Raw genomic sequence first — 16786 nt, 5'->3', positions numbered from 1 at the left:
GTCAGAAGGCCGAGCGAAAGCCCGGCCTTCTTTTCGTCCCCTTCGAGCCACCTCAAAAGACGAAATCCTCCTCACTTGAGATGTCAGATGGCATCCACGGATATTTTGTCGCCCCAGCAATAAAGTCGCCACGATACGAACTCATGTCACCCCAGTACTCTGGAGGATCACTATTCCTGAACTCATTTTTCATGTTCGTCGTGCTGGTACTCCATACATCGTTCTGAACAAACGACCAGGCGCTAACGGAGTCGACAACATGCCCTCGCGCCAAGTTGTCCTGCTGAATCAGCTCAGTTTCGGTATCGATCTTTGTCAACAATTCCTTCAGGAGATTGCCCACCTCAGCGTGGGCGGCAACGAGAATCGCTTTACTGAAAATCAGCGAGACCTGCTTCCCAAATCTAGGCACTATATCCGCCGACATTCGAACATGCGGAACGTACTCAGTCATAAACGTCACGAAAGCGAACAGCTTTGGAAAGCTCTCGACAATCTGGGGAGAAGTTAGATTCGTCACCTGAAAACTGCGGAATTGAACGCCGTTAGAAGTTTGCAGGATAGCAGAAGCATAATCGACCTCGACCCGAATCCAGCGGTCCGATCTATCCTGAAACAGCCGCACCTTGCAGGTACTTGATCCAATCGAAGATAGATTTCTGTACCACTCGGCCTCAGTGTTCGTAGGAACCACTCTATCTGCCTGCGTCATCTCGACTAGATATTGTTCAATACCAACAAATACGTGATTTACATTCTGCTTGATCAATTCGATGTCGTCATGTTTGACCGGCCTAAAGTGCGCCAGTGAATTTCGTACAGTGCCAATCTCATCAAGTTTTGTCTTTATGATCTCCCGCTTTCCTCGGAAATGAGGCTTGAACAGATCCCAATAGGTGTCCGACGTGATGATTCGTGTTAACTCTCCACTATTGAGATACATCAAGGGAGAGCTCACTTCATAGCCGAGATAGCCGTACCCCTTAGCCTGCGCCACGCGCTTGCTCGCGACGGCGGCGATTGTTGATTGCTCTTCATCAACAGTTTGCAAGGCAGTTTCTGTCCACTTCTCTCCGTATCGATTCTTCAAAACGACGTAGACAAAAACGCGCAATGCGTTTTCCATCCTGAACAAGATATTCAAGGCCTCGTAGTAGTGCAGAAGAAGCCAGCGCTTCGGTATCTCGACGGATCCTCCTTCCTTTCCCTTTGCCGACTTCCAGTCCATGGCATCCCCCTTCTTGCAGCGCAAAGCGCTTGTACGATCGGTAAGGCGCTTAAAGTCCATTCGTGCTTCTTTCAACTCTTACATCTATCAGTTTTGCTACGGTTTGCCACAATCACAGATGGACCCGCGGTTTGCCTGAAGTCGCTCCCCACCGCCTCCCCGACCTTCTCCGTCCCAACCTCCTTCTCGTCTTCGTCGGCACCGCCGCCTCTACGCGCTCGGCCGAGGTCGGGCACTACTACGCTCATCCCGGCAACCGCTTCTGGCGCGCGATCCATGAGGCCGGCATCACGCCGCGACGCTATCAGCCGGGCGAGTTCGCTGCGCTGATCGAGCTTGGGATCGGCTTCACCGATCTCTCCAAGTCGGGCACCGGGATGGATTACCAAATCGCGACTGAAACGATCGACGTGCCGGGGTTCAGGGCCAAGATCGAAAAGTATCGGCCGCGCGCGATTGCGTTCACGAGCAAGAAGGCGGCGAGCCTGTTTTACGGCAGGCCGTCGAGCGGGATCGCGCTGGGGCGTCAGCCGCGCGATGCAGGTTTGCCGGAGGTTTTCGTGCTGCCCTCGCCGTCCGGTGCCGCGTCAGGGCATTGGACGCTGGAGCCGTGGCGCGAGCTCGCTGCCTGGATCGCAGCGTAGTGTGGATTGGCGCTGGCGCTCCAAACTCAGCCGTCCGTCCCGGCGAAGGCCGGGACCCATAACCACAGGCCACGGTTTGGCGAAGACTCGTGGTTCGGTACTTCTACCGGCCGTAACCGATAGATTCCGCGGTATGGGTCCCGGCCTTCGCCGGGACGACACCGTTGCCTGCGCTCTACCCATCCTACACACTAAAGATCGAAATTGGTGGGCAGCATGACCACGTCGCGAATGGTCATGCCGCGCGGCCGCGTCAGCATGAACATCACGACTTCGGCCACGTCACTGGCCTCCAGCAGGCTGCCCGAGTCCCTGGCTTCCTGCAGCTTCTCGGGCGGCCAGTCCGCGAGCAGTGAGGTGACGACCGGGCCGGGCGAGATCGAGCCGACGCGAATGCCGTGCTTGAAGACCTGGCGCCGCACCGTCTGGACGAAGCAGTTGATCGCCCATTTGGACGACGCATAGACCGGCTCCCAGGGCGTCGGAAAATGCGCCGCCAGCGAACTCGTGACGATGATGTCGCCGCTCCCGCGCGCGATCATGTGCGGCAGCACGTCGTGCACGTTCTTCATCACGACGTTGACATTCAGGTTCAGCATCCGGTCGATGGCCATATTGTCGGCATCGACCAGATCGCCACCGACATAGGTGCCTGCATTCGCATGCAGGATGTCGAGCTGGCCTGCCTTCTCCAGGACGCGCGGCAGCAACGATGCGCAGTCCTTGGGATCCAGGAGGTCGACGACCAGCGGGATCACGGCGTCGCCATGCTTGTTGCCGAGCGCCTTCAGCGCGGCCTCGTCGCGGTCGACCATCACCACGCGCGCGCCCGCGGCCAGCATTGCTTCAGTGCTCGCCAACCCGATGCCCGACGCGGCTCCGGTCACGGCAGCAACCTTGCCTTCCAATTCGTTTCCCATGGGGGCACCATCCTGCTGATGGTCGGCAGTATAGCGATACAAGACGAATTGGCGATGCGGATCGCTGGCTTCGTAGGGTGGGCAAAGGCGCTCTTGCGCCATGCCCACCATCTCTCCACAAATCCGGACGAACGGTGGGCACGGCGCGCGAAGAGCACGCCTTTGCCCACCCTACGACACCGTCAGCCCCTCACCCCGCATTCGCCCTATCGAGGTCCGCGATGACGATCTTCCGCATCTCCATCATCGCCTGCATGACGCGGTTCGCTCTGGTACGGTCGGGATCGCCGAGGTAGCGGCCGAGCGCCGACGGGATCACCTGCCAGGACAGTCCAAATTTGTCCTTGAGCCAGCCGCAGCGGGATTCCTCGCCGCCGTCGGCGGTGAGGCGGCTCCAGAAGTAGTCGACCTCGGCTTGCGTCTCCACGCTGATGAAGAACGAGACCGCCTCGGTGAAGCGGTATTGCGGGCCGCCGTTGAGCGCGTGGAAGCGCTGGCCTTCGAGTTCGAACACCGCCATGAAGTCGCTGACGGTCTCGACTTCAGCGTTGGGGAACACCGCTTTGTAGAAGGCGACGGCTTCCGGGACATTGTTGGCGAACCAGAGGAATGGCGTGATTGACGTCATGAAGTTGTATCCTTTCGTCTTGGACCGGACGCGCGACCATCGCTCCAAGGACGAGCGGCGGGACGGTGTTCCGACACGGGCGCTGGTCTTTTTAAGGCGCCCCTGTCGGAACCCGAGCCGACCATTCGTCCTTTGAATGCAACGCCGATCACCCCGGAGCCGCCAGATGCCCACCATCACAGCCTTTGAAAACTCGCCCGACCGCGGCAAGGGACAGGCGCGCGATATGCGGGTTCGCTGGGCGCTGGAGGAAGTGGGCCTGCCCTACGACGTCCGCCTCGTGTCGTTCGCGGCGATGAAGGACCCTGCCCATCTTGCGCTGCATCCGTTCGGGCAGATTCCGACCTATGAGGACGGTGATCTCGTCCTGTTCGAGTCGGGCGCGATCGTGCTCCATATCGCCGAGCGCCACGTTGGATTGTTGCCAAAAGATGCGAATGCGAGGAGCCGCGCGATCGCATGGATGTTTGCCGCGCTCAACACGCTGGAGCCGCCGATCGTCGAGTTCGGGATGACGATGCTGTTCGAGCGCGACAAGGGCTGGTACGAGGAGCGGCTGCCGGTCCTGAAGGATCGCGTCCGTGTCCGCCTGGGCGAATTGTCCCGTCGCCTCGGCGGGGCCGAGTGGCTCGACGGCGCGTTCAGCGCAGGCGATCTCATGATGGTGACGGTGCTGCGCCGGTTGAACGCATCTCGCCTGCTGGAGGAATATCCCGACCTCTCAGCCTACGTCGCCCGCGGCGAAGCGCGGCCTGCGTTCCGGCGGGCGTTCGATGGGCAGCTGGCGGTGTTCACCGCCGCATCGATCGGCATATAGAGGCCGCGCCTCTCACCGAGAACCGGTACATCTCCGATCCCATACGTCGAACGGGCGACGCCGGGCGTCCTCCGATCGAATGACGCTGCGCACAATGCGCAAGGACTGTTGCCAGCCCGTCGCTCCGGCGATACGACTTGAGATGGAAGAGCCTGATATCAACCGGCCCGCATCATCCCAGGAAGGCACCGCATGAGCAACGATCTCTCCGGCGTCTGGGATGGCAGCTACATTCAACCGAGCACCGGAATGGTCACCTTCACCGCAACTCTGGTCGAAACCGGCGGCGCGCTCACCGGAAGCGTGACCGAGCCCTGCTCGAACCCGCGATGCCCGCTCCGCACCCACAACGCCTCGATCGCGGGTCAGCGCTCCGGCAACGCGGTCTCGTTCGTCAAACACTACGAGCCGCCCGGCCACGGCTACGACACGGTCCATTACGAAGGCACGGTGAACGCCGAGGCGACCGAAATCGACGGGCGCTGGCAGCTGCCTGGCTCTTCCGGCGCGTTCCTGATGATCCGCGCCAGCAAGGCCGCGCAAGCGGCCACGACGGAGCAACACGCCAAGGTGCCATCGCGCTGAAGGGAACAACCATGCTGACGCTCTATTCCTACCCGGAACTGTTCGGCGTCGCCGACAACAACGGCTACGGCCTCAAGGTCTACGCGTTCCTGAAGCTCGCAGGCCAGCCGTTCGTGCACGAGCATCTCTTCGATGCCTCTGCCGCGCCGCGCGGGCAGCTGCCTTACGTCGTCGACGACGGCGAGACCATCGGCGACAGCGAGACAATCATTGCGCATGCGATCGCCAAATATCGTCTGAGCATCGATGCCGCGCTGTCGCCGGACGCACGGCGGACCAATCATCTCGTCACCCGCATGCTGGACGATCTCTACTGGGTGATGTCGTATTCGCGCTGGAAGGACGATCGCTTCTATCCGGCATTCCGCGACGCCTTCATCGCGCAGCATCCGCAACTCGATGCCGAGGGACTGGAGAAGGCGAAGGCGTATAATTCGCAGCGCTATTATTTCCAGGGCATCGGCCGCTACACGCCCGAGCAGGCTTACGCGCGGGGGCTTGCCGATCTGCAAGTGCTGGCCGAGATCGTGCCTACGGCAGGCTTCGTCCACGGCGCGGCGCCGACCAGCATCGACGCCGGCATCTACGGCTTCATCGCCAACATCTTTTATTTTCCGATCCCGACGCCGCTGAAGGCCTTCGTCGATGCGCACGCCAATCTCGTCGCGCATTGCGAGCGGATTCATGCGGCGGTGAGCGGGCGTAATTCGTAGGGTGGGTTAGCGCAGCGTAACCCACCACTTCTGTCACAGCGGAGACGAAAGAGGTGGGTTACGCCCAGCGGACGCGCTTCGCGCATCCGCAAGGCTAACCCACCCTACGTACCTGTTTTACCGCATCGTGATCGCGAGCCCGCTCAGATCCGCATTCGCCATCAGGCCGGTCTGGTAGCCCGACAGCTCCAGCACCGCGCCCTTCTGGTTGGTCAGCACGATGGCGCGGGCGCCGCGGCCGACGGCGAGGCCGGCACCGGCCGCGCCATAGACGCCGGAGACGTCGGAGGGGCGGTTGATGTTGGAGACCCGGCCACGCAGCACGGTCTTGGAGCCACCGAAGACGAGGCCGTAGTCGAGGCCGCCGGTCGAGAGCGAATAGGAGCGGCCGCGGAAGTTCAGCACGCCCGAGCCGCCCGAACCGCCGATGATCCAGCCCGCCTTGTAGATCGTCAGCACCACGGTGCCGCCGTCGGCCAGCGCCGAGGTCGAAAGGCCGGCCAGAGCGGCAATGGCGACCAGCGCGGCGCGGAAGGTGGTAGCGAGCTTCATGGGGCGTCTCCGGGGGCTATTTTTCAAGGGAGGATTCGAATCAGACGCAGCGAATGTATCCGATGGATCGCGGCGGCAACATGATGGAGCGATGTGGGACGCGAGATGCAGCAGCGCGTTCAACCGTCATCGCCCGGCTCGACCGGGCGATCCAGTACGCCGAGACGGCAATGAGATGCGGAGAAGCCGCAGCGTACTGGATGCCCCGCCTGCCGCCTACGCTAAAGCTTCGGCGCCCCTGAACCTCGACCCCGGCGAAGCCTTGGCGTAGCCGGGTCGCGAGGCATGACGGCGGAGTTTGGGACCGCCTACCGACACCACCGCCATGATGCCATCCTGCCCCTGTTTTGCCCGACGGAGCAAGCGAATTGTTCGGCTATACCGAATTTGAAACACTCACGATTTCTACTGTGCATGGGGTTGTTTTCGCGTTTTTGTTTTACCCGCCTTCCCCAATGCCGATTGCAACTCCCCCGCATGTCGCTACGCTCGTGCGGACGACGCGACCGTTCCATCCGAGGTGATCCCATGTCGATCCAGCATTTCGCACCCCCGCCGCACGTCAAGGCGCCGCCGCTGTCCTTTGCCACGCGTGTCGGCGATCTCCTGTTCGTCTCCGGCATTCCCGGCTTCGACGGCAATGGCGCGCTGCCGGACGGTTTCGAGGCGCAGTTCGCCAACGTCGCCGTCAACATCAAGCGCGTGCTGGACGAGGCCGGCGCGACGGTCCGCGATCTCGTCAAGGTCAACGTGCTGCTCACGCGCGCCTCGGACGTCGCCGCGATGAACGCACTCTATGCCGGCGCGTTCGGCCCGCCGCCCTATCCGGCGCGCACCACGTGCGTGGTGCAGGCCCTGCCCGACCCGAAAATGCTGATCGAGATCGAGGCGGTGGCGTCACTGGCGAAGTGAACCACGCTTAGCGTATGTGTCTTGGCGCATGTGTCTTGCCAGGCACTCGGCCGAACCAAGTGCACGGCTCCCTCTGACATATCCGTGAAACGGCGGCCCCTCGGCTTGCCAAGGACCTGCTTTTACCGCACGGATTTTCGGGTCACACATCCCCACAAGGAGATTTTTCATGCGTCGCGTTCTCGCCCTCTGTGCCGTTGCCGGCATCGCCTCTTCCGTGTTTGCCGTGCCGGCGTCGGCAGCAGCAGCCGGCTATTACGTGATCCGCTGGGACAACACCGGCATCTGCCAGGTCTGGAACGAGGACCTGAAGTACAAGCCGTTCCAGTGGGGCGCTTCGACCTACAAGGTCGTCAGCAAGCCGGTCCCGACCTTCACCGCGGCTTCGGATCTCCAGATCAAGCTGCGCTCGGAGCGCCGCTGCACGCTCTGAGCGTCACGCGACGAATTTGATCTTGAGGGCGGGCCGCGCGAGCGACCCGCCCTTTTCCTTTGCGGGCGCGCGCTGGTTTTTTCCGGCTCAAATGGCGCATTTCATGCGCGCACGCTTTGAACCTGATCAGCCGACGGAGCTACTCACAACTTGTCCGGGGCGCATCCCCAAAAACGTCCCACACCATCCCTCCCCGTCATTGTCGGGAGGTGCATCACATCTTTCATTTGAGGAGCTGATCATGCGTCGTATTTCCGTGCTGTGCGTTGCTGCGGGTCTTGCCGTCACTGCCTTCGTCGCCGCGAGCCCTGCCGAAGCCAGCTATCACCTGATCCGCTGGCAGGACACCGGCTTCTGCCAGATCTGGGACGAGAGCATCCCGACCGCGCCGTGGCCCTCCGACTACGCCCGCGTCAGCACGACGGTGCCGACCTTCGTCGACGCACTCGTGCTGAAGGATCACGCGTTGAAGAGCGGTCACTGCACCTGGTAAGATTTCGATCGGCGGATCGACGAGCGGGCAAGGGCGCGACGCGTTCTTGCCCGCTCTTTTTATGGCCTGCACAGAGCGGACCGGCGAGGTGCAGCGACAGCGCGCTCTCACGCGTCCTTGTGCGCGCCGGGATGGATGAGGATGTCGCGCGCGGCGGCGAGGTCGATGAAGGCTTGCGCGCTTCCGCCTTGGTCGGGATGCTTGCCCTTGGCGGCGCGGCGATAGGCCTGGTTGATGTCGTCGCAGGTGAGCTGCACGGCGAGCGGCAGGCCGAGCATCCTGCGGGCACGATCCTCGCTGGAGAGCTTCTTCGGCATGGCGTTGCGGCGGCCGAAGCGTGGCGCGGTGAGATCATGGACGACCTCGAGGATCACGCCGACGCGGCGCTGGGCCGCCAGCGTGACGCTGTGATCGTCATTGTCCACGGCCTGGCGCAACACCGGAAGCGCCTGCTCGGCAGCCTGGCGCAGCGTGGCATCCGTGCTCATGCGCACGATCTCGGCGACGAGCCGGCCTGCCTCGGCCCAGTCGGCCGGCTGCGCCGACCGCAGGCGTTCGAGAGCGAGTTTCCAGGATTCAAGCCGTCCCATCATGCGCGCAACGTTTAGCAATGAAGATCAGTATGCCAAGGCGGCCGTTTCCGACCCCTTAATTTCGAGTTAGCCTTTCATGAAACTTCGAAACGAATCCGGGAGGAAATTGTCATGGCATTGCTCGCAAACCACGTCGCCGTCGTCACGGGCGCCGGATCCGGCATCGGCCGGGCGATCGCGGCCGGCTACGCCCGCGAGGGCGCGCGAGTGGTGCTGCTCGACGTCAACGCCGACACGGTCGCGGAGGCCGCGCAGGAGATCCGCAAGGCCGGCGGCAACGCCGAGAGCTTTGCGCTCGATGTCACGAAGCGTGACGACTGCTTTGCGCTCGCCAGGCAGGTCGCCGACAAGGTCGGGCGGGTCTCGATCCTCGTCAACAATGCCGGCATCACCCGCCGCAACGCCTTCACCGCGGACACGGAGACGGTGGCGAAGGACTGGAACGACATCATCTCGCTCAACCTCAACGGCGTCTTCAACGTGACGCAGGCGTTCCTCGCGCCGCTGCGGGCCGCCAAGGGCCGCATCGTCAATATCGGCTCGATCCAGTCCTTCGTGCATCTGCGCACACCGAGCTCGGCGGCGTATACGACCTCGAAGCACGGCGTGCTCGGCTTCACCAAGGCGCTCGCGGCCGAGCTCGGCAAGGAAGGCGTGCGCGTCAACGCGATCGGGCCGGGCTTCATCGAGACCAACATCAACGCCAACGTGCGCGCGACCAATCCGGCGCTGGTGCAGGCCTTCGTCGATCACACCCCGCTGGCGCGCACCGGCAAGCCCGAGGACATCGTGGGCCCCGCGATCTTCCTGGCGTCGGATCTGTCGGCCTATGTCACGGGGACGATCGTGATGGTGGACGGTGGGTATCGGACGGTGTGAGCGGGCGCGCAAAATCGGCCCGCATCGCTATGCATCCCGTGCCAATCGCGGCACCTTCGCGGCAATCCCAAGGTCAATTGGTGCGATCGTCCGCGATTAACCACTCGTTAACCAAACCCGCCCACCGTAGATCTACGGCTAGGGGGCCGTTGGTTCTCGATCGCTTCCAAAGATGGAAGCGGGCGTTGATCGGGAGGTGTGTTGATGACCACTGTTCATGTCGCTGCGTCCGAACCGGGCGCGCAATTTCTTGCCCCTAACCAAATCGTTCCGCTGTTGATCGGCGCGACCGTCGACGAGGTCGAGCGCGAGCTCGTGCTCCAGACGCTCGCACGCTGCGACGGCAACCGCACGCGCGCATCGCGCGTGCTCGGCCTGTCGGTGCGCACGTTGCGCAACAAGATCAGGATCTATGCGGCGTCCGGCATCGACGTGCCCGCGTATCACGACTAGCACGCGACCACGCAAGTTGGATCGTTCCGCCGGCAAGAACCGCAAGCGAGATGGTCGCGACCGCGGCCGCGATCATCTCGATGGCGCGGAGCATGAAGGCGGTCAAGACCGCCCATGCCGCCTGCGGCTCCTCGGCGAACGCGCCCGGCACGATATCGGGCACCAGCAGATGAGCGAGGCCGAGCGCTGCCGCGAGGATGACTGTCGAAATGCAGAATAGTTTCCACGCTGCGCGCATGGGTCGCTCCTCGCAAGGTTGTGGCTCCGCGCCATCCAATGACACGGTGTCTCCTGCTGTCGATTGATGTTGATCAAGCCCGTCGCGATGCGCGGGCGGAATTGCTGCTGTCGTCAAACGCCGCTAAGTAGCTTGCTTCCTTAGAGGGAGTAGTGGCGTGGCAGACGATCAGGGACGGCAGGGGCCGCGTGGGCGGCAGGGCGAGCCGGGACGGCCGGGACCGCAGGGTCATCCGGGGAAGCGAGGGCCGGACGGCCAGCGCGGCAAGCCGGGACCACAAGGCAAACCCGGGGTGGCCGGAAAGGCCGGAGCGCAGGGCAAGGCCGGCCTGCCGGGCAAGCCCGGCGAAGCCGGTGCTCGGGGCGCGGCCGGGCCGGCGGGGCCGCAAGGCCCACGCGGCGAGCCCGGACCGCCCGGCCAGCTGCCGTCGATCGAACAGGTGCTGCCGTGGCTCGATCAACTCTTCGACGCCTGGGACGAGCGCCGCCGCCAGCGCGAGCGTGAAGCCGCCGAGCGCGAGGCGCTGGAAGCCGCCGTGCATGAGGTTGAAGAGGCGATCGTCGATGACGAGGCCGACGACGGCGAAGGCGATGATCACCGGAAGAAGAAGAAAAAGAAGAAGCACGGCCACAAGGACTAACCCGGCGGAAGTTGCTTCGACGCCCCGGAGGACTCATCCTTGCGCGGCAGCATGCCCATGCGCTCGAACTGCCAGCGCATGGCGCGGTACCAGAGATAGCCGACCAGCGTGCCGAGCAGCGTCAGGATGACGAGGTTGACGCTGCTGTAGGAGCCGCTCCACCACATCATCCATGCGGTCCACAGCACGGTGAAGGTGACGGCACCTGCTCTGAGAGGAATAAGGGGGCGGCTCATGGTCGTGCTCCGGGCTGTCAAAACCCCGGCAGACATCATCGCAAGTTGAGGCCGCTCTCACCGTGAGCCAGATCACGGAATGGACGCAGGACCGCCTAACCGAACCGCAGCCGCGAACGTTCCTTGGCCTTCTCCGCCTCGATCTCACGGTCCCGCGCCGGCGCATGGGTGTGCAGCGAAGTCAGGAGCTTTCGCGCAGCCTCCGACACTTCCGCGACCGCAAGCTCGAAGGCCTCTTCATTGGCCTGCGACGGCTTGTTGAAACCGGAAAGCTTGCGCACGAACTGGAGCGCGCTGGCGTGGATCTCGTCCTCCGTCGCGGGCGGCTCGAAGTTGAACAGCGTCTTGATGTTGCGGCACATGCAGGCTCTCCCGTAGCGGTGTTCCCCTGAGGACGATCGGCGAGGCCGAAATCCTACATCCCGGGCGCAGCCGTGTCATAGGCAGGACCAGCCATATCTGATCCGCAATTATTCCCCTTGCGCGCCGCACCATCGGGGAATGTTTTTCGGGGGGCGATGATGGGTCCGGTCTCGATCCTCCGTGACCAGCTGATAAGATCGCGTCCAACGCGGCCGACCATGAGCCGCATGGGGAGAGAAACATGAAAACGTCTTGCGCTGCGCTAGCGGCCATCCTGCTGTCCATCGCAACGCCGGTTATGGCCGCCGATTATCCGGCGCCGAAGCAAGGCGACTGGATCGCCAAGGACTTCAAGTTGCACACCGGCGAGACCATGCCGGAATTGAAGCTGCACTACACCACCGTCGGCGAGCCCTCTGGCCAGCCCGTGCTGGTGCTGCACGGCACCGGCGGCTCGGGCGCGAGCATGCTGTCGCCCGCCTTCGCCGGCGAACTGTTCGGCGCGGGACAGCCGCTCGACGCGTCCAAATATTACATCATCATTCCCGACGCGATCGGCCACGGCAAATCGTCAAAACCGTCCGACGGCATGAAGACGAGCTTCCCGAAATACAATTACGACGACATGGTCGAGGCGCAGCATCGCCTCGTGAAGGAAGGCCTCGGCGTCAAGCATCTGCGGCTCGTGATCGGCAATTCGATGGGCGGCATGCAGACCTGGCTGTGGGGCGAGAAATATCCGCAGGAGATGGACGCGCTGGTGCCGATGGCCTCGCAGCCGACCGAGATGGCCTCGCGCAACTGGATGATGCGACGGATCATGCTCGACATCATCCGCAACGATCCCGACTACAATGGCGGCAATTACACCAGCCAGCCGCGCATGATGAAATATGCCATCACCGCCTACGGCATCGCCAGCATCGGCGGCACGCTCGCCTATCAGCAGCAGGCGCCGACCGCGGCCAAGGCCGACAAGATCGTCGACGAACGGCTGGCGACACCGATCACGTCCGATGCCAACGACTTCCTCTACCAGTGGGGCTCCTCGCAAGACTACAATGCCGGCGACAAGCTCGAGCAGATCGAGGCGACGCTGCTGCTGATCAACTCCGCCGACGACGAGCGCAACCCGCCGGAGACCGGCATCACGGACGCCGCGATGAAGCGGGTCAAGAACGGCAAGCTGTATCTGATCCCCGCGAGCACCGAGACGCGCGGCCACGGCACCACCGGCAACGCGAAATTCTACGTCGAGCAGGTCAGGCAATTGCTGCAAACCGCGCCGCAGCGGACGATGTGAGACGAGCAGCAAGACCGCATGTCGAACGCTCGCTTTCGCAAGGCTGCGCTGACGCTTCCCGGCGTCATCGAGGGCGCACATCACGGCCATGCCGACTTTCGCGTCGGCAAGCGCGTGTTCGCGACGCTGGGCTATCCCGATGAAAAATGGGGCATGGTGAAGCTCACTCCCAACCAGCAGGCCGTGCTCATCGACGCGGAACCGGAGATGTTTCGTCCGGTCCCCGGCGCCTGGGGCAGGAGCGGCAGCACGAATGTGAAGCTGGCGAAGATCGATCAGGTCACGTTGCGGAGCGCACTCGCGATGGCATGGCGCAATGTCGCGCCGAAATCGCTGCTTGCATCGCTCGAGACGGGATAGGAAAGATCGTACGCGCAAGTTCGCGCTGTGCGTCTGGCTGGCCGATCATACCGCAATGCATCATATGCGGCGCCTCTCACGCCGCATATTATTTGAGCATGCATTGCGCTGACAGCTCGGGCTTAATCACATCAACGATACGAATCGAGCGCGACGGAGGATCGCATGCACAGGCTCGCGCTGTGCGTTTGGCTGGCCGCGACGATGGCGCAGACGAGCGCCGCGTTCGCGTTCGACAACGGCCAATACGACCATGTGCCGCCCGACATCCGCGCCTGGTTCAAGAGCGTGATCGCGCCGAACGGCGTACCCTGCTGCGACATCTCCGACGGCCATCGCACCGACTACGATGTGCGAGGCGGCACCTATTGGGTACCGATCGAGGGACAGTGGATGGAGGTGCCCGAGCGCGCCATCATCCGCGATCGCGGCAATCCGGTCGGCCAGGCCGTGGTGTGGTACGTCCACCACCGCGGCGCCATCATCATCAGTTGCTTCGTGCCGGCCGATGCGGTGTAGACCGCTCAGGCCTTGAGGTCTCGCTTGGGCGAGGCCTCGACATATTCGATGTCATCGCCGAAATCGTCGAGCGCGGCACGAACGGATTTGGCGTCGGCCTCGGCGACGGTGAAGATCGCGGCTAGGTTTTGCCGCTTCTGTCCCGGAAACAGGCTCTCGGCGGCGTAGCCGGCATCGCCGAGCGTCTTGATGATCATGCGCCGCCGGCGCTGATCGACATGGTCGTGGAATTTGAATTGCACGGACATGATGCAAAGCTAGCCGCTCGCGGCACCCGATCAAGGGCGCGGAATCTATTTTCGTCCCTTTCTCGCCGGCTTCGCCTTTGTAGTTTTCTTGGCAGTTTTCTTGGCAGCCTTCCTGCCCGATTTCCTCGCCGGTTTCACGCGGCCAAGCGCAGCGGCAACATCCAGCAGGCCGGCGCCGTATTCCGGCGTAAAATCCTTGCCTCGCATCGCCGGCAATTTGGTCGCAGTCGCGATCAGGCGCCCGGCGACCGCAAGCCCGGCCGCCCTGGATTTCGTCTTGTTGATGTAGACGAGTGCAGCGGCGCCCGTCACATGCGGTGTTGCCATCGACGTCCCGGGCCAGGAATCGTAGCTGGTATGGTCGGCGAAGCTTGCCTTCACCCGGGGCACCGTCGACAGGATGTTGACACCCGGCGCCACCAGCTTGATGTGCTTCCCCGTATTGGAGAACGAAGCGCGCCGATGGGACTCGTCGACGGCGCCAACTCCGATCGTGTCCACGTAGCCCGCCGGGTATTCCTTCGGATTGCCGTCCTCGAACTCGTTCCCCATCGCGGTGGAGATGACGACGCCGGCATCGATCAGTTCGGCGAAGGCCGTCGCTTCCGTCTTTGAATGGTCCTCGCCGCCAATGCTGAGGTTAATGACCTTGATGTTGGAATCGAGCGCGGCCACGAGCGCCTTGCTGTAGAAATCGAAGTTGAAATTCTCGTCGTCGCCTGCGCGCTTGGGATCGTCGAACACCTTCCAGCAGTGCAACCGGCAATTGGCCAGGCCTGCGATACCGACCGAGTTATTGACCACGGCCGCGATCGTGCCGCTGACATGGGTGCCATGACCGAGAAAATCACGCGGTCCGTTGCCGTCGTGCCGATATTCCTCGATCGCGTCCACGAGATCGGGATGTCCGGCGTCGACACCGCTATCGAGCACAGCGACATGAACCCGCCCCGCACCTGGCCGCGGTCGATCGAACCATCTGATGGCGCGAAGGCCCCACTGCCGGATCTTCATGGGATCGGCGGCGGCACTGAGCCACCGGTTGGGAACGGGCTCGACCAGATCCACCGCCCTGGAGGCGCGCAGGCGCTTCAGGGTGCCTGCATCTACCTTCCCGTCCTTCAACTGCACGATCTGAAATCCGGCCAGCGCCTCCCGCGGCGGCGCCGTTGCGGAGCGTGCTATCGAGCGATGAACCGCGGCCAAAGCCATCGCCTGGGGCTGCGCGGGTGCCTCATCGTCGCCGACCACGAACAGCGGCTTCATCGACTGAAGCCCGAAATTGTCGCGCAGGAAATCGATCGGACCTCTGACGTCGTCGGGCATTGCAGCCATCAGCGCGCGTGACGTTGTCGCCTGAAGCGAGGCTGCCGCGATCTGCCGGGCAGCGGCCGGCTTCAACCGAACGATCAATTGTCCCGGGACATGCTTGCGACGGCGTGGCCGATCGCCCGCCACCCGCATTGCCTGCGTTGGGGCCATGACGAATTCCTCGCTTGAAAAGCAACAAAGTACGACACCCGTTATAAGCGAAATTTCTGGTCTACGCCACCTGCGTCATGCCGTGGCTACACTGGGCCGCACCTGCTATTTCGGGGATAGCGATCGAGCCGGAGAATGCTATCTTGTCGCCCTCAATCAGGGAGACCTTCGTGACCGATCTTTGCGCCGAAGACCTCGCCACCATCTATGCCAAGCCGAGCCCACGCGTGATCGCAAAGGCGCGTCCCGCGATCGATGCGCATGCGAAGAAATTCATCGAGATGTCGCCGTTCTGCGTGCTTGCAACGTCAGGCGTCGACGGCAGCGTCGATGCATCGCCGCGCGGCGGAGGGGTTGGCTTCGTCCATGTCGCTGGCCCCAACCAGGTGCTGATGCCCGACCGTGCCGGCAACAACCGGATCGATAGTTTTCGCAACGTCGTCGAAGGCTCGGGCTTCGTGCATCTGCTGTTCTTCGTCCCCGGCATCGACGAGACGCTGCGCGTCGGCGGACGCGGCACGCTCTCGGCCGATCCGGATCTGCTCGCATCGATGGTGGAATTCGGCAAGCCGCCGCGCGCGGTCTTGAACGTCGCGGTCAGCGAAGTCTATTTCCACTGCGGCAAGGCGCTGATGCGCTCGAAGCTGTGGTCACCGGAGAAGGTGCAGCGCTCGGTGATGCCCAGCATCGGCCAGGTCATTCACGACCAGACGGGCCTGGGGGAGCCGGAGAGCCAGGAGATCGTGGAAGAGCGCTACAAGACGCAGTTGTAGGTGAGAGCGTTCGCCGCTCGAAAGAACCGTCATGCCCGGGCTAGTCCCGCCTGCGTAGCCGAAGCCGCTTTGGCGAGGCGAAGGCCCGGGCATCCACGTCTTCGTCGCGCGGCCAAACGTGGATGGCCGGGACAAGCCCGGCCATGACGAAGGAGAGAGCCGGTGCCGGAGCTTAGTGCCCCTCGCCCTCGAGCCCACCGACGTGCTTCTGCGTGTACAGCTCGAGACCGATGCGGCCGATCAGGTCGAGCTGGGTTTCGAGGAAATCGATGTGGTGTTCCTCGTCGCTCATCAGCTTCTCGAACAGGTCACGGGTGACGTAGTCCTTGGCGCCGTTGCAATAGCCGGCGGCCTCCTGGTAGAGCGCCCGCGCGCTCATCTCGGCGGCGAGATCGCACTCGATGATCTCCTTGACGTTCTGGCCGATACGCAGGGGGTCGAGCACCTGCATGTTCGGGAAGCCGTCGAAGAACAGGATCCGCTCGGTGAGCTTGTCGGCGTGCTCCATCTCTTCGATGGACTCCTTGCGCCAGACCTTGGCCATGTCCCGCAGGCCCCAATTATCGAGGAAGCGGTAGTGCAGCCAGTATTGGTTGATTGCAGTCAGCTCGTGGCGCAGCGCCTTGTTGAGATAGTCGATGACTTTTGCGTCGCCCTGCATGATGCACTCCAAATCTTGCGTCCAAATCGGCCCTAACCGACTTTAGAACGCTTCTAAATCAGTTTAAGGACGAGAGCAACCGGCCACGGGGACGCAGCCGGGGAAAGCTCAGT

The 16786-nt window shown here is 62.9% G+C and carries 25 protein-coding genes; 15 read left to right on the top strand and 10 right to left on the bottom strand.

Features of this window, described 5'->3' with window-relative positions; translation table 11 throughout:
* Nucleotides 1-52: 52 nt before the first annotated feature.
* Nucleotides 53-1288 carry a Swt1 family HEPN domain-containing protein gene (locus ACVJ5M_RS12005; protein ID WP_354095471.1) on the bottom strand — a complete coding sequence of 412 codons (1236 nt, stop codon included), beginning with the start codon at nt 1286-1288 and terminating at the stop codon, nt 53-55.
* Nucleotides 1289-1359: 71 nt separating this feature from the next.
* On the opposite strand from ACVJ5M_RS12005, the gene ACVJ5M_RS12000 reads away from it, so the two are divergent.
* The gene (locus ACVJ5M_RS12000) at nt 1360-1872 is read left to right on the top strand and encodes a mismatch-specific DNA-glycosylase (RefSeq protein WP_063981489.1); all 513 of its coding nucleotides are present in this window, start codon (nt 1360-1362) and stop codon (nt 1870-1872) included.
* A gap of 191 nt (nt 1873-2063) precedes the next feature.
* Here the strand turns inward: ACVJ5M_RS12000 and ACVJ5M_RS11995 are convergent, their stop codons facing one another.
* Together ACVJ5M_RS11995 and ACVJ5M_RS11990 are read right to left on the bottom strand one after the other, a co-directional pair.
* On the bottom strand, nt 2064-2792 hold the full coding sequence (locus ACVJ5M_RS11995; RefSeq protein WP_283017513.1) for an SDR family oxidoreductase: 729 nt from the start codon (nt 2790-2792) through the stop codon (nt 2064-2066).
* A 190-nt stretch (nt 2793-2982) separates the two neighbouring features.
* Nucleotides 2983-3420, bottom strand: a complete 438-nt coding sequence (locus tag ACVJ5M_RS11990) for a VOC family protein (RefSeq protein ID WP_063986137.1) — start codon at nt 3418-3420, stop codon at nt 2983-2985.
* Between the two features lie 166 nt (nt 3421-3586).
* Between ACVJ5M_RS11990 and ACVJ5M_RS11985 the strand changes: the two genes are divergently transcribed.
* The 3 genes from ACVJ5M_RS11985 to ACVJ5M_RS11975 all read left to right on the top strand — a co-directional run bounded on the left by ACVJ5M_RS11985 (nt 3587) and on the right by ACVJ5M_RS11975 (nt 5535).
* Nucleotides 3587-4237, top strand: a complete 651-nt coding sequence (locus ACVJ5M_RS11985) for a glutathione S-transferase family protein (protein ID WP_063981488.1) — start codon at nt 3587-3589, stop codon at nt 4235-4237.
* A gap of 192 nt (nt 4238-4429) precedes the next feature.
* Nucleotides 4430-4822 carry a hypothetical protein gene (locus ACVJ5M_RS11980; protein ID WP_063981487.1) on the top strand — a complete coding sequence of 131 codons (393 nt, stop codon included), beginning with the start codon at nt 4430-4432 and terminating at the stop codon, nt 4820-4822.
* Between the two features lie 11 nt (nt 4823-4833).
* Nucleotides 4834-5535 (top strand): glutathione S-transferase family protein, encoded by a 702-nt coding sequence (locus tag ACVJ5M_RS11975; RefSeq protein ID WP_063981486.1) that lies wholly within the window; start codon nt 4834-4836, stop codon nt 5533-5535.
* Nucleotides 5536-5652: 117 nt separating this feature from the next.
* Here the strand turns inward: ACVJ5M_RS11975 and ACVJ5M_RS11970 are convergent, their stop codons facing one another.
* Complete coding sequence (locus tag ACVJ5M_RS11970; RefSeq protein ID WP_063981485.1) at nt 5653-6087, bottom strand: hypothetical protein; 435 nt, start codon at nt 6085-6087, stop codon at nt 5653-5655.
* Nucleotides 6088-6615: 528 nt separating this feature from the next.
* On the opposite strand from ACVJ5M_RS11970, the gene ACVJ5M_RS11965 reads away from it, so the two are divergent.
* From ACVJ5M_RS11965 to ACVJ5M_RS11955, 3 genes are all read left to right on the top strand, one after another.
* The gene (locus ACVJ5M_RS11965; RefSeq protein ID WP_038941868.1) at nt 6616-6999 is read left to right on the top strand and encodes a RidA family protein; all 384 of its coding nucleotides are present in this window, start codon (nt 6616-6618) and stop codon (nt 6997-6999) included.
* 169 nt (nt 7000-7168) lie between these two features.
* Nucleotides 7169-7432, top strand: coding sequence for a hypothetical protein (locus ACVJ5M_RS11960; RefSeq protein WP_063981484.1), 264 nt, complete (start codon nt 7169-7171; stop codon nt 7430-7432).
* Nucleotides 7433-7673: 241 nt separating this feature from the next.
* A complete protein-coding gene (locus ACVJ5M_RS11955) occupies nt 7674-7925 on the top strand; it encodes a hypothetical protein (protein ID WP_063981483.1) in 252 nt (83 codons plus the stop codon).
* Nucleotides 7926-8032: 107 nt separating this feature from the next.
* Here ACVJ5M_RS11955 and ACVJ5M_RS11950 read toward each other — a convergent pair whose 3' ends face one another.
* Nucleotides 8033-8518: a hypothetical protein gene (locus tag ACVJ5M_RS11950; protein WP_063981482.1), complete on the bottom strand. Its 486-nt coding sequence runs from the start codon at nt 8516-8518 to the stop codon at nt 8033-8035.
* A gap of 111 nt (nt 8519-8629) precedes the next feature.
* Between ACVJ5M_RS11950 and ACVJ5M_RS11945 the strand changes: the two genes are divergently transcribed.
* The 4 genes from ACVJ5M_RS11945 (at nt 8630) to ACVJ5M_RS11930 (ending at nt 10728) form a co-directional block, all read left to right on the top strand.
* On the top strand, nt 8630-9397 hold the full coding sequence (locus tag ACVJ5M_RS11945) for an SDR family NAD(P)-dependent oxidoreductase (protein WP_063981481.1): 768 nt from the start codon (nt 8630-8632) through the stop codon (nt 9395-9397).
* 204 nt (nt 9398-9601) lie between these two features.
* On the top strand, nt 9602-9850 hold the full coding sequence (locus tag ACVJ5M_RS11940) for a helix-turn-helix domain-containing protein (protein ID WP_063981480.1): 249 nt from the start codon (nt 9602-9604) through the stop codon (nt 9848-9850).
* A 50-nt stretch (nt 9851-9900) separates the two neighbouring features.
* Nucleotides 9901-10023, top strand: coding sequence for a hypothetical protein (locus ACVJ5M_RS11935; protein WP_256376470.1), 123 nt, complete (start codon nt 9901-9903; stop codon nt 10021-10023).
* Between the two features lie 222 nt (nt 10024-10245).
* Complete coding sequence (locus tag ACVJ5M_RS11930) at nt 10246-10728, top strand: collagen-like protein (RefSeq protein WP_283017514.1); 483 nt, start codon at nt 10246-10248, stop codon at nt 10726-10728.
* Here the strand turns inward: ACVJ5M_RS11930 and ACVJ5M_RS11925 are convergent.
* Nucleotides 10725-10964: a hypothetical protein gene (locus tag ACVJ5M_RS11925; RefSeq protein ID WP_028152311.1), complete on the bottom strand. Its 240-nt coding sequence runs from the start codon at nt 10962-10964 to the stop codon at nt 10725-10727. The two genes, ACVJ5M_RS11930 and ACVJ5M_RS11925, sit on opposite strands and share 4 nt — an antisense overlap.
* A gap of 95 nt (nt 10965-11059) precedes the next feature.
* Nucleotides 11060-11326, bottom strand: a complete 267-nt coding sequence (locus ACVJ5M_RS11920) for a DUF2277 domain-containing protein (RefSeq protein ID WP_063981478.1) — start codon at nt 11324-11326, stop codon at nt 11060-11062.
* 242 nt (nt 11327-11568) lie between these two features.
* On the opposite strand from ACVJ5M_RS11920, the gene ACVJ5M_RS11915 reads away from it, so the two are divergent.
* The 3 genes from ACVJ5M_RS11915 (at nt 11569) to ACVJ5M_RS11905 (ending at nt 13509) form a co-directional block, all read left to right on the top strand.
* A complete protein-coding gene (locus ACVJ5M_RS11915; RefSeq protein ID WP_354099547.1) occupies nt 11569-12630 on the top strand; it encodes an alpha/beta fold hydrolase in 1062 nt (353 codons plus the stop codon).
* An 18-nt stretch (nt 12631-12648) separates the two neighbouring features.
* Nucleotides 12649-12990 (top strand): MmcQ/YjbR family DNA-binding protein, encoded by a 342-nt coding sequence (locus ACVJ5M_RS11910; protein WP_063981476.1) that lies wholly within the window; start codon nt 12649-12651, stop codon nt 12988-12990.
* A 165-nt stretch (nt 12991-13155) separates the two neighbouring features.
* Nucleotides 13156-13509 (top strand): hypothetical protein, encoded by a 354-nt coding sequence (locus ACVJ5M_RS11905; RefSeq protein ID WP_028152315.1) that lies wholly within the window; start codon nt 13156-13158, stop codon nt 13507-13509.
* 5 nt (nt 13510-13514) lie between these two features.
* Here ACVJ5M_RS11905 and ACVJ5M_RS11900 read toward each other — a convergent pair whose 3' ends face one another.
* Together ACVJ5M_RS11900 and ACVJ5M_RS11895 are read right to left on the bottom strand one after the other, a co-directional pair.
* On the bottom strand, nt 13515-13757 hold the full coding sequence (locus tag ACVJ5M_RS11900; RefSeq protein WP_028156300.1) for a hypothetical protein: 243 nt from the start codon (nt 13755-13757) through the stop codon (nt 13515-13517).
* Nucleotides 13758-13802: 45 nt separating this feature from the next.
* Nucleotides 13803-15239 (bottom strand): S8 family peptidase, encoded by a 1437-nt coding sequence (locus ACVJ5M_RS11895; RefSeq protein WP_084794991.1) that lies wholly within the window; start codon nt 15237-15239, stop codon nt 13803-13805.
* Nucleotides 15240-15409: 170 nt separating this feature from the next.
* On the opposite strand from ACVJ5M_RS11895, the gene ACVJ5M_RS11890 reads away from it, so the two are divergent.
* On the top strand, nt 15410-16012 hold the full coding sequence (locus ACVJ5M_RS11890) for a pyridoxamine 5'-phosphate oxidase family protein (protein WP_028156299.1): 603 nt from the start codon (nt 15410-15412) through the stop codon (nt 16010-16012).
* A 172-nt stretch (nt 16013-16184) separates the two neighbouring features.
* On the opposite strand, the gene bfr is transcribed toward ACVJ5M_RS11890, so the two are convergent.
* Nucleotides 16185-16673 (bottom strand): bacterioferritin, encoded by a 489-nt coding sequence (bfr, locus tag ACVJ5M_RS11885; protein ID WP_014492874.1) that lies wholly within the window; start codon nt 16671-16673, stop codon nt 16185-16187.
* Nucleotides 16674-16786 lie beyond the last annotated feature (113 nt).

Source organism: Bradyrhizobium sp. S3.7.6 (assembly GCF_054061875.1).
Note: the sequence above shows the minus strand (reverse complement) of the source record. Positions and strands in the feature narration are given on the sequence as shown.

Bases quoted from the DNA above. Each gene is read 5' to 3' on its own strand.
- ACVJ5M_RS12005 (WP_354095471.1), bottom strand. From the start codon at position 1,288: ATGGACTTTAAGCGCCTTACCGATCGTACAAGCGCTTTGCGCTGCAAG.
- ACVJ5M_RS11995 (WP_283017513.1), bottom strand. From the start codon at position 2,792: ATGGGAAACGAATTGGAAGGCAAGGTTGCTGCCGTGACCGGAGCCGCG.
- ACVJ5M_RS11990 (WP_063986137.1), bottom strand. From the start codon at position 3,420: ATGACGTCAATCACGCCATTCCTCTGGTTCGCCAACAATGTCCCGGAA.
- ACVJ5M_RS11985 (WP_063981488.1), top strand. From the start codon at position 3,587: ATGCCCACCATCACAGCCTTTGAAAACTCGCCCGACCGCGGCAAGGGA.
- ACVJ5M_RS11980 (WP_063981487.1), top strand. From the start codon at position 4,430: ATGAGCAACGATCTCTCCGGCGTCTGGGATGGCAGCTACATTCAACCG.
- ACVJ5M_RS11975 (WP_063981486.1), top strand. From the start codon at position 4,834: ATGCTGACGCTCTATTCCTACCCGGAACTGTTCGGCGTCGCCGACAAC.
- ACVJ5M_RS11970 (WP_063981485.1), bottom strand. From the start codon at position 6,087: ATGAAGCTCGCTACCACCTTCCGCGCCGCGCTGGTCGCCATTGCCGCT.
- ACVJ5M_RS11965 (WP_038941868.1), top strand. From the start codon at position 6,616: ATGTCGATCCAGCATTTCGCACCCCCGCCGCACGTCAAGGCGCCGCCG.
- ACVJ5M_RS11960 (WP_063981484.1), top strand. From the start codon at position 7,169: ATGCGTCGCGTTCTCGCCCTCTGTGCCGTTGCCGGCATCGCCTCTTCC.
- ACVJ5M_RS11955 (WP_063981483.1), top strand. From the start codon at position 7,674: ATGCGTCGTATTTCCGTGCTGTGCGTTGCTGCGGGTCTTGCCGTCACT.
- ACVJ5M_RS11950 (WP_063981482.1), bottom strand. From the start codon at position 8,518: ATGATGGGACGGCTTGAATCCTGGAAACTCGCTCTCGAACGCCTGCGG.
- ACVJ5M_RS11945 (WP_063981481.1), top strand. From the start codon at position 8,630: ATGGCATTGCTCGCAAACCACGTCGCCGTCGTCACGGGCGCCGGATCC.
- ACVJ5M_RS11940 (WP_063981480.1), top strand. From the start codon at position 9,602: ATGACCACTGTTCATGTCGCTGCGTCCGAACCGGGCGCGCAATTTCTT.
- ACVJ5M_RS11935 (WP_256376470.1), top strand. From the start codon at position 9,901: ATGGTCGCGACCGCGGCCGCGATCATCTCGATGGCGCGGAGCATGAAG.
- ACVJ5M_RS11925 (WP_028152311.1), bottom strand. From the start codon at position 10,964: ATGAGCCGCCCCCTTATTCCTCTCAGAGCAGGTGCCGTCACCTTCACC.
- ACVJ5M_RS11920 (WP_063981478.1), bottom strand. From the start codon at position 11,326: ATGTGCCGCAACATCAAGACGCTGTTCAACTTCGAGCCGCCCGCGACG.
- ACVJ5M_RS11915 (WP_354099547.1), top strand. From the start codon at position 11,569: ATGAAAACGTCTTGCGCTGCGCTAGCGGCCATCCTGCTGTCCATCGCA.
- ACVJ5M_RS11910 (WP_063981476.1), top strand. From the start codon at position 12,649: ATGTCGAACGCTCGCTTTCGCAAGGCTGCGCTGACGCTTCCCGGCGTC.
- ACVJ5M_RS11905 (WP_028152315.1), top strand. From the start codon at position 13,156: ATGCACAGGCTCGCGCTGTGCGTTTGGCTGGCCGCGACGATGGCGCAG.
- ACVJ5M_RS11900 (WP_028156300.1), bottom strand. From the start codon at position 13,757: ATGTCCGTGCAATTCAAATTCCACGACCATGTCGATCAGCGCCGGCGG.
- ACVJ5M_RS11895 (WP_084794991.1), bottom strand. From the start codon at position 15,239: ATGGCCCCAACGCAGGCAATGCGGGTGGCGGGCGATCGGCCACGCCGT.
- bfr (WP_014492874.1), bottom strand. From the start codon at position 16,673: ATGCAGGGCGACGCAAAAGTCATCGACTATCTCAACAAGGCGCTGCGC.